This window comes from Acinetobacter sp. 24-47-67 (genome assembly GCF_056779735.1).
In genome coordinates, this window is sequence record NZ_JBWYIK010000006.1 from 35,876 (window position 1) to 48,014 (window position 12,139).

Sequence of the window (12,139 nt, forward strand, 5' to 3'; positions counted from 1 at the left end):
ATGGAACAAGAATTAATCCGTCAAACGCCGCTTTGGGCTGAGAACTGGCCAATTGCCTACTCTGTAGTTCAAGCGATTGTGATCTTGCTCGTTGTAGTTTTGATTGCTGCGTTGATGTCTTTCATTGAGCGTCGTTTACTTGGCTTATGGCAAGACCGTTACGGTCCAAACCGTGTAGGTCCTGGGGGGATGTTCCAGATTGTTGCCGACATGCTGAAAATCATGTTCAAAGAAGACTGGACACCAAAGTTTGCAGATAAATTGACTTTCCGTTTAGCTCCAGCAGTTGCAATGGCAACTGCGGTGTTATCGTTCATGGTTATCCCTGTATCACCTTATTTAGGTGTTGCAGACATGAGTATCGGTCTATTGTTCTTTATGGCAATGGCGGGTATTGCAGTGTATGCAGTTTTATTTGGTGGTTGGTCATCAAACAATAAATATGCATTACTCGGTGGTCTTCGTTCAGCAGCGCAAACGATTTCTTATGAGGTCTTCTTAGGTATTTCCTTGATGGGTGTGGTTGCAATTGCAGGCTCATTCAACATGCGTGAAATCGTAGAAGCTCAAAAAGATGTATGGTTTGTCATTCCACAATTCTTAGGTTTCCTCATCTTCGTGGTTGCAGGTGTTGCGGTAACGCATCGTCACCCATTTGACCAACCAGAAGCGGAACAAGAATTGGCGGAAGGTTACCATGTCGAATATGGTGGTATGAAATGGGGGATGTTCTTCGTTGCGGAATACGTCAACGTTGTCCTGATCTCAGCTTTGATCGTAACCTTATTTTTCGGTGGTTGGTTAGCACCATTTGGTCTAGATTTCCTACCTCCAGCATTTTGGTTCATGATTAAAACAGCATTCTTTGTGATGATGTTTGTCTTGGCACGTGGTTCATTAATGCGTCCACGTTATGACCAAGTGATGAACTTTGGTTGGAAGATTTGTTTGCCTTTAGCGTTGGTCAACTTGTTGGTGACTGGTGCTGTGATTCTGATGAATCAGGCCTAGGACAGCAGGGAGAACATTATGTATAAAATTCTAGCTGGGTTTGGGTCAATTGTACGTTCGTTGTGGATGGTATTTAGCCACGCAACACGTAAACGTGACACTATTTTATACCCTGAAGTTAAAGCTGAAGAAATCGTTCCACCACGATTCCGTGGCCGTATCGTATTGACACGTGACCCAGATGGTGAAGAGCGTTGTGTAGCTTGTAACTTGTGTGCTGTAGCTTGCCCTGTTGGCTGTATTTCATTACAGAAAGCTGAAAAAGAAGATGGTCGTTGGTATCCGGAATTTTTCCGTATCAACTTCTCTCGTTGTATTTTCTGCGGTATGTGTGAAGAAGCATGTCCTACAACTGCTATTCAGATGACACCTGATTTCGAACTCAGTGAATACGTTCGTCAAGACTTAGTTTATGAGAAAGAAAACTTGCTCATTTCTGGTCCTGGTAAATATCCAGACTATAACTTCTACCGTGTAACGGGTATGGCTGTAGCTGGTAAAGACAAAGGTCAGGCTCAGCGTGAAAGCGCACCTGTCGATGTACGGAGCTTATTACCATGATGTGGCCATTTTATTTGATGGCACTTGTGGCCATCGTTTCTACGGTTCGTGTTGTGACTAATGCGAATCCAGTACACGCACTTTTAAGCTTAATCGTTTCGTTACTTGCAGTCGCTGGTATGTTCATGATCGTTGGTGCACCATTTGCAGGTGCACTTGAGATTATTGTTTACGCTGGTGCAATTATGGTTCTTTTCGTCTTCGTTGTGATGATGTTGAACCTTGGTTCTCAAACTGTTGAACAAGAACGTAAATGGTTAACATCTGATGCTTGGGCTTACCCTGCATTGATGAGCTTTTTAATGGGTCTGGTTTTAGTTTGGACAATGACTTCAGAGCACAGCATTTCTGGTCCTTTAATGGGTACAGAAGTTGTAGGCCCTAAAGAAGTTGGTCAAGCACTCTTTACACAATATTTATTATTGGTTGAAGTTGCCGCAATGTTATTGCTTGCTGCGTTAGTTGCTGCATTCCACTTAGGCAAACGTGAACCAAGTGCAGAAGAGGAAAAAGAATAATGGGTAATATCCCTTTAGAGCATGGTTTGATTGTTGCAACCATTCTTTTTGCACTCGGTTTCTACGGTGTAATGGTGCGACGCAACCTTTTATTTATGTTAATGAGCCTTGAGATCATGATGAATGCAGCAGCGCTTGCATTCGTCCTTGCTGGTAGTGCATGGGTGCAACCAGATGGTCAGATCATGTTTATCTTGATCTTAACGCTTGCTGCGGCAGAAGCGTGTATCGGGCTTGCGATCGTCCTTCAGTTCTATCATCGCTTCCATCATTTGGATGTAGATGCTGCTAGTGAGATGCGCGGATGAGTTTATTAGCATTAACCATATTATTTCCGCTCATTGGTTTTATCCTTTTAGCGGCAGGGCGTAATAAGCTTCCTGAAATTGTAGCTGCCATTATTGGTGTGGGTTCAGTTGGTCTTTCTGCACTATGTGCATTATTGGCTGGTATGAATTTCATCAACAGCGGTGAAACATCTCAAGTGACTCACCTTTGGACTTGGTTCAGTGTGGGTGGTTTTGAGCCAGGCATTAGCTTGCACTTAGATGGTTTATCTTTACTTATGCTTGGCATGATTACGGGTGTGGGTTTCTTAATTCATATCTTTGCATCATGGTATATGCGTGGTGAAGAAGACTTTGCACGTTTCTTCTCTTACTTCAACTTATTCGTAGCAAGCATGTTATTGCTTGTGTTGGGTGACAACCTTGCGTTGTTATTCTTAGGCTGGGAAGGTGTTGGTCTGTGCTCATACTTGCTGATTGGTTATTACTACCAAAATCCAGCAAATGGTGCTGCTGCAATTAAAGCATTCACCGTGACACGTATTGGTGACGTTTTCTTACTCATTGCATTATTCTTAATTTTCCAACAATTTGGAACATTGAATATTACTGAAATCGTTGCTGCTGCGCCTGTGGTAATGACACAAAGCTCATCGTTAACCATTTGGACTGCATTAATGTTGTTCTTGGGTGCTGCAGGTAAATCTGCGCAAATCCCATTACAAACATGGTTAGCAGACGCGATGGCGGGTCCTACACCAGTATCTGCATTAATCCATGCTGCAACAATGGTAACAGCAGGTGTTTACCTATGCTGCCGTATGTTCTCTGTATTTGAAATGGCACCAGAAGTCATGGTGTTTATCTCAATCACAGGAGCGGTGACATTATTAGTTGCAGGTTTTGCTGCACTGGTTCAAACAGACATCAAACGTATTCTTGCTTACTCAACCATGAGTCAGTTGGGTTATATGTTTATGGCTGTAGGTGCTGAAGCATACCAAGCTGGTCTATTCCACATGTTGACACACGCATTCTTCAAAGCGTTGTTGTTCTTGTCATCAGGTGCGGTGATTCTTGCATACCATCACGAACAAAACATTTTCAAAATGGGTGGTTTGTTCAAGCGTAATAAATTTTTATTTGCTTGTTTCGCGATCGGTGGCGGTGCCTTAGCAGCGATTCCATTCTTAACGATTGGTTTCTTCTCAAAAGATGCAATCTTGGCGGCTGTGTGGACACAAAGTCATATCGCAGGCTTACCTGTATTCAATACATTGTATTGGGTCGGTGTTGCTGGTGCATTCTTAACGTCAATCTACACGTTCCGTTTAATTTGGATTGTGTTCTTTGGCGAAGAGAAAACGCCATATCACGAAATCAAAGGTGCAACTTACTGGGCTCCTTTAGCGATTCTTGCTGTCCTTTCTACAGGTTTGGCAATCGTACTTAAAGCGCCAGTCATGAGTATTCTTGATGCAGCACAAATCCCTGCATTTGTTATTCCTGAAGCGCTAGAAGCTGGTGCGCATGGTGCAGAATATGTCGCTATTGCAATCGCACTTGCTGGTTTAGCGGTTGGTGTTGTCTTATTTGCTTTTGCTTATAAAGCAGTTCAAGGTTTTGCTCGCACTTCATTGGGTGCTGGACTTGCAAATATCTGTCGTAATGCGCTTGGTTTCGATGCGTTATATGACCTCGTGTTTGTAAAACCTTACTTATTTATTGCAAAAATGATTGGTCGTGACCCGATTGATGGCGTATGGCTTGTATTGCCAGCGATTGTTAAAGGTGGTCATAGCTTCACTAGTTCACGTCAAACAGGTTCTTTGCGTGAGTACGCATCGAGCATGGCGTTCGGTATCGTGGTGATTATCATGATTCTGATCGTGACTCAGATCGTGGGGAAATAAGATGGAAAACATCAATAACTGGTATTTACCCGCGCTGATCCTCATTCCGTTCATTGCTGGTTTTATTTGTTGGGTCGTTGATAAATTAGATCAACACCTACCACGTTATATCGCACTTGTGGGTATGCTCATTACTTTGGGCATGACCGTTGCTTTATGGCAATCAGGTACCTACAGCTACCAAATTGGTGAAACTGTACCGACTTGGTCTGCAGAGTTCTATGTACCTTGGATTCAAACCCTTGGCATTAACATCCACTTAGCGGTGGATGGTCTTTCACTTCTCATGGTCGGTTTAACTGCTTTACTAGGTGTATTGGCGGTTGGCTGTTCTTGGGGTGAAATTCAGAAGAACGTTGGTTTCTTCCACTTAAACCTTTTATGGTCTTTAGGTGGCGTGATCGGTGTATTCTTGGCTGTTGATTTGTTCTTGTTCTTCTTCTTCTGGGAGATGATGCTCGTTCCAATCTACTTCTTGATTGCACTCTGGGGCCACAAAGGTGCTTCTGGTAAATCTCGTGTTTACGCTGCGACTAAATTCTTTATTTACACGCAGGTGGCTGGTCTGATCATGTTGATTGGTATCTTAGGTCTTGTGATCTACGGTTTCATGATGACAGATACAATCAGCTTCAGTTATAACCATTTACTCGCTGTTGCGAATACATTGGATGCTAACCCACAAACGTCATCAATTGCCTTTGCATTTATGATTTGTTTGTTTATTGGTTTTGCAGTCAAACTTCCTGTTTTCCCATTGCATGGTTGGTTACCAGACGCGCACGCACAAGCACCTACAGCAGGTTCTGTAGACCTTGCGGGTATCTTAATTAAGACAGCGGCTTACGGTTTACTTCGTTTCGTCATTCCATTCTTCCCAGTTGCTTCAGCGCAGTTTGCTGATGTAGCAATCATTTTCGGTTTAATCGGTATCTTCTACGGTGCTTGGTGTGCTTTCCAGCAAACCGATATGAAACGTTTGTTGGCGTATACGTCGATTTCACACATGGGCTTTGTTTTACTTGCAATCTACGCAGGTAACATCCTGACCTTCCAAGGTCTGATGGTCATGATGTTGGCTCACGGTTTATCGTCAGCAGCATTATTCATTATGTGTGGTCAAGTGTATGAGCGTCTTCACACACGTGATTTACGCTTGATGGGTGGTATTCGTGGTCAATTCCAGTATTTACCATTCTTCTTGATGTTCTTTATTGCTGCGCTTGTAGGTATCCCTGGCTTAGGTAACTTCATTGGTGAGTTCCTCATCTTGATGGGTGCATTTGCTCAATTCCCTACATTCACGATTATTGCTGCGATCAGCTTAGTATTTGCGGGTCTATATGGTTTAATCCTGATTCATAAAGCGTTATTTGGTGTGCCAAACGAAGAGCAAAAACAACACTATGCGAACCCATTAAAAGATCTTAATGCGCGTGAGCTTGGTATTTTGTTAATTTGTGCGTTCGGTCTGTTATGGCTTGGTTTGTATCCACAAAGCTTCCTTGATATTTCAGAATCAAGTTTGGCTTGGATTGCGAATAGCTACATTCCAGTACAAGAAGTAGTTGAAGTGGTTGAACAAGCCACAACTCAACTCGAAAATGTGGAGATGCAATAAGTCATGAACTTCACACTATCATTTTCTGAGCTAATGCCATTAGCTCCTGTGATGATTGTTGCTTTAACAGCAATCATCGTAATGATTTTGACTGCAATCAAACGTAATCATAATTTGATTGCGACAGTATCTGTTATCGGTCTTAACCTTGCATTGTTGAATATTCTATTCACGTTGTTTACAGGTTCTCAGATCTCACCAAATGTCATGAACCTATTTATGGTTGATGCTTTTGGTCTGTTCTATCAAGTGATTATTTTGATTGCTGCATTGGCTTGTTGCACACTGTCACATGCATATATCGAAACCTATAAAGATAATCGTGAAGAACTTTATCTATTAATGTTGATCTCTGTTTCAGGGGCAATGTTAATGGTAACAAGTTCACACTTTGCATCATTCTTCATTAGCTTAGAGTTAATGTCGATTCCAGTGTACGGTCTGATTGCTTATACCTACCAACGCGGTAAGTCACTCGAAGCAGGTATTAAATATCTTGTACTTTCAGCAACTGCTTCTGCAATGTTGTTGATGGGTATGGCTTATGTTTACTCAGTTCTAGGTTCATTATCATTTGCGGGTCAAGTGGATGATATGTTCTGGGCGTTAACTAAGTCTCAAGATCCTCAATTAATGATGGCGCTGCAATCTTATATTCCTCAATTTGGTGAGAAACTTACCACTGTATTTGGAATCTTAGGTCTTGGTTTAATCATCGCAGCTGTTGCATTTAAATTGTCTTTAGCGCCATTCCATAAATGGACGCCAGATGTGTATGCAGGTGCTCCAGCACCAATTGCAACATTCCTTGCTACTGTAGCTAAAGTTGCAATGATTGGTTTATTCGTACGTTACTTACTGTCTTCAGGTGTAATTGGTATCGAATCGATCAAAACGATTTTGATCGTCATTGCAGTGTTATCAATCTTGATTGGTAACATGCTTGCAGTGAAACAAGTGAACTTAAAACGTATTTTGGCATACTCGTCAATTGCGCATTTTGGTTACTTATTCCTTGCTGTTGTTACGACATCTTTCTTAAGCTTAACGTCAGTAAGTTTATATGTATTAACGTATGTATTAACGACGATTGGTGCGTTTGGTGCTGTAGCGTTGATGTCTAGCCCATACAACAACAATGACGAAGCAGAATCACTTGCAGACTACCGTGGTCTATTCTGGCGTCGTCCAGTATTGACGGCAACACTGACTGTGATGATGCTATCTCTTGCAGGTATTCCGTTAACTGCAGGCTTCATCGGTAAATTCATGCTGATCATGACAGTTGTGTCTGAAGCACATTGGTTCTTCGCTGCGATGATCATTGTGGGTTCTGGTATTGGTCTATACTATTACCTACGTGTCATGATCGTCATGTATATGACGCCACCAGACACTCCACGTATTGATGCTGATAAACATTGGGGTCAAAAAGTGGGTGGTATTATGGTATTGCTTGCTGCGCTTGCAGTGCTTGTAATCGGTGTATATCCAGATCCAGTCATTGCGATGGCAAATCAAGCACAATTGATCGCGCCATTACATATCGTTCTTCAATAGTTGATCGATTAATCTAAAAAAACTATTGTTGTTAACAAAAAAAGCCCTCATTCATTGAGGGCTTTTCTTATTTCTTATATTAAAAACATTTATAATAGACAGAATTTACATTTATGCTTCAGGTGTTCTCCCGTGCCAATCCAAGAAATTCGTCATCCGCTCATTCGTCATAAATTAGGTTTATTACGCCGTGCAGATATCAGCACGAAGAACTTCCGTGAGTTAGCGCAAGAAGTCACAATGTTACTGACTTACGAAGCAACCAAAGATTTACCTGTTGTAGATCACGAAATTAATGGCTGGAATGGCCCGGTGACAACACAGCGTATTGCAGGTAAAAAAATTACTGTTGTACCAATTTTACGTGCTGGCATTGGTATGCTTGATGGTTTCTTAAATCTTATTCCAAGTGCAAAAGTTTCTGTTCTTGGTTTAGAGCGTGATGAGGAAACATTAGAAGCACGTACATACTATAAGAAATTGGTACCTGACGTACAAAACCGTATAGCGATGATTATTGATCCAATGCTTGCGACTGGATCATCATTGGTTGCTGCTATTGATGTCCTTAAAGCGAGTGGTTGTAAAGATATCCGAGTGATGGTTTTGGTTGCAGCACCAGAAGGTATTAAACGTGTGGAAGAAGCACATCCTGATGTTGTCATTTTTACCGCAGCTGTAGACAACGGTTTAAACGAGAATGGTTATATCGTTCCGGGTCTTGGGGATGCTGGCGATAAAATTTTTGGTTCTGTACAAAAAGATTAAAATTTGATTAAATTATAGAGGAGGCTAAGGCCTCCTTTTTTATTAAGATTTTGATTCAACGATAAATTTAAAAAACTAATTACTAAGAATCAATCTTTTTTATGCTGGGGAAATAACATGTTTTACAGGGGTGTTTTACATTCGTACGACCCTGCATTGAAAGCAGGAATTATCAAAATCAATGATCATGATTTTGATGTACATTTCGTATTGAATGACATGGCAAATTCCAGTATCGCGCCTCAAATTGGTGAGCGTGTGAAATGTATCGTGGTCGATAAAGACGACCAACGTCATGCAAAATTTATCGTGCGGTTGGACAATAAACATGCACGCGTCGAACAACCCTTGAATCAACTTTTTTATCGTGCGCACGAAGATTTAGAAGGTGAGTCTAAGAAGTTTGAACAAGAGCTAGATGAGCTGATCGAAAAGCGTCTTGCAGATCAGGAAAGTACGCTTGACTCACAAACACAAATCCAAGATTTTGAACTAAATTTTAATACACTGAGTAAAGAATCAATCGTGTTGGATGGTTCTGGTGCTGAACATCATGCAGATCAAGTTTCAGATCCAGTATCTAAAATTTCCTTAGGTGAACCTCTTGAGGAAGAGCAAATTAAAGAAATGCTCGAATCAAAGCCAAGTCGCCGTGTGCCAGTCTTAGATGAGTCAGCTGTCGTACCACTTACGAAAGTTCAACCATTGAATGAGAGTACGCCTGAAGAGAACGTAGATGATCATCTACCCGAGCCAACCCATGCAAAAGGGCGCCCACCAAAAGTTGTACGTAAAGAACTCCCTGATGTTAAAACGCATTTTCAATTAAAATTTAATGCGCAAAAATTCATTACGAGTTCGCGTGTTGATGAATTCGGAGCTGATAAAAAATCAAAGAAAAAAGCCAAGAAGATAAAAGATCCAAACAAGCAATTTAATCCATGGATATTTGCAAGTATTGTCCCTATTTTAGTGTTCATTAATCTGGGTGTTTGGGGATTTCAAAAATATGAGCAATACAGAGAAGAGCAAGACGCAAAAGCAAAAATTTATGCGGTAGAACAAGAACACATTATCAAAGAACAAAAGAAAGAAGCTGAGAAATAAAAAAAGCTCCAATGAGGAGCTTTTTTTATTAAGCATCACAGAATTTCATAAAGGCTTTTAAACCAGGTCCCTGATATTTTTGACGGTGTACTAACATAAATAAAGGGCGTGTGAGTTGCCAGAACGGCGTTTCTAAAATCACCAGTTGCTGTTTCTCTCTTAATGGTTCAATGGCTAATTTTGAAATACATGACATGCCTAAACCACCAGCAACAATTTTCAAAATAGCTTCATTATGACCCAAAGTTAAACGAATATTGGCATTCGGTAAGTCTTGCAGGATTGCGTTGTCAAAGACTTCACGAGTCCCTGAACCTTCTTCACGTAAAATCCATTCAGCCTGTTTAAAGTCTTCAATGGTCAGAGGGCGGTCTAATTTCGCTAGGGGATGATCTGGTGAGCAACACACAGCAAGCTCATCATCACGCCAGTGGATCGATTGTAATTGAGGTAAGTGACATGAACCTTCAATAAGGGCTAAATCAAGTTGGAATTGATTAACAGCTTCAATCATTTGACGCGTATTGCCCACTTGAAGTTGCAAATGTGCTTGTGGTTGTAATTGAAGAAAATCAGCCATTAAATCAGGCATCAAATAATCACTAATGGTCAAAGTCGCCCCAATACGGAGATCAATACTTTGAAGCTCGCCTTTTGCCGCTTGTTCAAATGATTCACATCGACCTAAAATTTCAAGCGCCTGTGGGAGTAAAAAACGACCCAAGTCATTCAGTTGAAGTCGTTTTCCTAAGCGATCAAATAATGGTGCACCGAGACCATCTTCAAGATCTGCTAACGCCATACTTGCAGCACTTTGTGTGAGTCGTACAGCATCACTTGCTTTAGTTACTGTACCCTCTTGAGCGACAGCTACGAAAACAGCCAGTTGGCGTAATGTCATGCGCATGAATGAAGCCTTAATGTGAAAAAATATTAATAAATTATATTGTCATGCTACCATGAGCGCAGTCTGTCATGCCACGTAGAAATTATGTCAATTGAAAAATTTAGCGTAGAAAAAGTCCTTTCTGTACATCGTTGGACCAACACTTTATTTAGCTTTACCATGACGCGTCCCGCACATTTTAAATTTACCGCAGGGCAGTTCGCGCGTATTGGTTTGAAAGTTGGCGATGATTTAGTGGTACGTGCGTATTCTGTCGTTTCATCGCCTTTTGATGAAACCTTAGAATTCTTTTCAATTGTTGTACCAGATGGTGCTTTTACATCAAATTTACAACATCTCAAAGTTGGTGATGAACTTTATTTGGAAAAGATTCCTTATGGATTTTTGACGTTAGCACGTTACCAGTTACCTATGCCAAATGACCTGTGGTTATTGGCGACAGGCACGGGGCTCGCACCATTTATTTCTATGTTGCAAGACTTTGAAGTATGGCAAAAATATAAAAATATTCATTTGGTTTACAGTGTGAGAACAGCAAGTGAATTGGCTTACGTAGACCGAATTCAGGAAGTCGCGGATACCTTTGGTGAAGGTCATACAGGATTTAAATTTGTGCCAATTATTACACGTGATCCAAATGCACCATTGCATGATCGATTGCCAGTATTGATCGAAAATAGAGCGTTAGAGAAAACCGTAGGTGTCGATTTTAATCCGCAAACGTCACATATCATGCTGTGTGGGAATCCCCAAATGGTTGAAGATACAAAAGAGGCACTGAAAGCCCGTGGTCTAACCATGAATCGCCGTGGTGAAGGAAATATTGCAGTAGAGAACTATTGGTAAGTCCTAATCACCCTCTCCCTTTGGGAGAGTGAATTACGGCACAAAAAAAACCTCCATCTCGGAGGTTTTTTTCTAATTACATAGGAATACTATGCGACATACTTAATGGACAAACATATCCATAAATTGACGAATCTCTTGAATCGCAGTATCGACATCACTCGTGAGCCAAGTCGGTTCAAATAAACCTGCATAATGTTCCAAACGATCGTGTGGAACCACTAAACGAATTGGGCATTCTTCCTCGAGTAAACGCCAAGGAATAATGGGCACTTCATTATCTAAGAAGCAAGCGATGTTACGAATGTCGATGATCATGCCGTTGACACATTCAGGAAAGGGCATCACTGAAAATTCTTCAGTGCGACGGCGGAAATACTCTAAGTCACCCCACTTCAGCACATAGCTTGGTTTCGTAAACTCAATAATTCCAATCAAATGCCCATCACGGGTATGATGCAAAGAACAGGCATGAGTGACATCTGTGTCTAAATCTAAAGAGACACTTTGTCGGCGATAGGTCATACAGATCGACAATAAAAATGAGGAGGGTGCATATTATACTCTATTTTGCATCACAGCTCATGTGCTTTGATCGGTACGAATTGATAATGTTTTTTCACACAAAACAACATGATAGATTGCTAGTATAAAAAATCATCAAAATACATAAGAGGGGCATCATGGTAGATCAATCCAATCATCCGACCCATAATGATCAAAAGAAGAAAAGTAAGATCCCAGTGTATATTCTGATTATCGTTGGTATTTTTTTAGCAGCCTTCATTTTCTATATGCTCGCTGATCGTGAACCAACACCAGGTCAAATTCCTGCTGATACGACTATTCCTGCAACTCAAGATAATGCAGATACAGCAACGGCAACAGATTCAGCAGTGGATAATACCGTTACTGCGGTCGCAAACGATCAATAAACCACTACACTTTTCATGTTTAAACCCAGCTTAGGCTGGGTTTTTTCTTGATTTGCAACAATGTGTTGTATTTATGATGCTTTGAGTTGATTAAAAAATATTCGA

The 12,139-nt window shown here is 41.0% G+C and carries 13 protein-coding genes; 11 read left to right on the forward strand and 2 right to left on the reverse strand.

The genetic code is table 11. The annotated features are described in order from the left end of the window. From nuoH to AC1M9K_RS08885, 9 genes are all read left to right on the forward strand, one after another. A complete protein-coding gene (nuoH, locus tag AC1M9K_RS08845; protein WP_035267266.1) occupies positions 1–1,011 on the forward strand; it encodes an NADH-quinone oxidoreductase subunit NuoH in 1,011 nt (336 codons plus the stop codon). An 18-nt stretch (positions 1,012–1,029) separates the two neighbouring features. Then, a complete protein-coding gene (nuoI, locus tag AC1M9K_RS08850) occupies positions 1,030–1,572 on the forward strand; it encodes an NADH-quinone oxidoreductase subunit NuoI (protein ID WP_035267267.1) in 543 nt (180 codons plus the stop codon). Further along, the gene (nuoJ, locus tag AC1M9K_RS08855) at positions 1,572–2,090 is read left to right on the forward strand and encodes an NADH-quinone oxidoreductase subunit J (RefSeq protein WP_171076777.1); all 519 of its coding nucleotides are present in this window, start codon (positions 1,572–1,574) and stop codon (positions 2,088–2,090) included. The genes nuoI and nuoJ overlap by 1 nt, the downstream gene beginning before the upstream one ends. Next, positions 2,090–2,398 carry an NADH-quinone oxidoreductase subunit NuoK gene (nuoK, locus tag AC1M9K_RS08860; protein ID WP_004695395.1) on the forward strand — a complete coding sequence of 103 codons (309 nt, stop codon included), beginning with the start codon at positions 2,090–2,092 and terminating at the stop codon, positions 2,396–2,398. The genes nuoJ and nuoK overlap by 1 nt, the downstream gene beginning before the upstream one ends. Then, positions 2,395–4,290 carry an NADH-quinone oxidoreductase subunit L gene (nuoL, locus tag AC1M9K_RS08865; protein WP_481589067.1) on the forward strand — a complete coding sequence of 632 codons (1,896 nt, stop codon included), beginning with the start codon at positions 2,395–2,397 and terminating at the stop codon, positions 4,288–4,290. The genes nuoK and nuoL overlap by 4 nt, the downstream gene beginning before the upstream one ends. A 1-nt stretch (position 4,291) precedes the next feature. Further along, complete coding sequence (gene nuoM / locus AC1M9K_RS08870; protein WP_092766950.1) at positions 4,292–5,911, forward strand: NADH-quinone oxidoreductase subunit M; 1,620 nt, start codon at positions 4,292–4,294, stop codon at positions 5,909–5,911. Positions 5,912–5,914: 3 nt separating this feature from the next. Further along, positions 5,915–7,471 (forward strand): NADH-quinone oxidoreductase subunit NuoN, encoded by a 1,557-nt coding sequence (gene nuoN, locus AC1M9K_RS08875; protein ID WP_481589068.1) that lies wholly within the window; start codon positions 5,915–5,917, stop codon positions 7,469–7,471. Positions 7,472–7,603: 132 nt separating this feature from the next. Further along, entirely contained in the window at positions 7,604–8,239 is a 636-nt protein-coding gene (gene upp / locus AC1M9K_RS08880) for a uracil phosphoribosyltransferase (protein ID WP_035267277.1), read from the forward strand. Positions 8,240–8,356: 117 nt separating this feature from the next. Continuing rightward, positions 8,357–9,346, forward strand: a complete 990-nt coding sequence (locus AC1M9K_RS08885) for a hypothetical protein (RefSeq protein WP_481589069.1) — start codon at positions 8,357–8,359, stop codon at positions 9,344–9,346. Positions 9,347–9,374: 28 nt separating this feature from the next. Here AC1M9K_RS08885 and gigC read toward each other — a convergent pair whose 3' ends face one another. Then, positions 9,375–10,253, reverse strand: a complete 879-nt coding sequence (gene gigC / locus AC1M9K_RS08890) for a LysR family transcriptional regulator GigC (protein WP_481587293.1) — start codon at positions 10,251–10,253, stop codon at positions 9,375–9,377. An 84-nt stretch (positions 10,254–10,337) separates the two neighbouring features. Here gigC and AC1M9K_RS08895 point away from each other — a divergent pair, with 84 nt between their 5' ends. After that, positions 10,338–11,099, forward strand: a complete 762-nt coding sequence (locus AC1M9K_RS08895; protein ID WP_035267285.1) for a ferredoxin--NADP reductase — start codon at positions 10,338–10,340, stop codon at positions 11,097–11,099. A 102-nt stretch (positions 11,100–11,201) separates the two neighbouring features. Here AC1M9K_RS08895 and AC1M9K_RS08900 read toward each other — a convergent pair whose 3' ends face one another. Next, entirely contained in the window at positions 11,202–11,624 is a 423-nt protein-coding gene (locus AC1M9K_RS08900; protein WP_035267287.1) for a hypothetical protein, read from the reverse strand. Between the two features lie 158 nt (positions 11,625–11,782). Between AC1M9K_RS08900 and AC1M9K_RS08905 the strand changes: the two genes are divergently transcribed. Beyond that, a complete protein-coding gene (locus tag AC1M9K_RS08905; protein WP_035267289.1) occupies positions 11,783–12,034 on the forward strand; it encodes a hypothetical protein in 252 nt (83 codons plus the stop codon). The last annotated feature ends 105 nt before the right edge of the window (positions 12,035–12,139 follow it).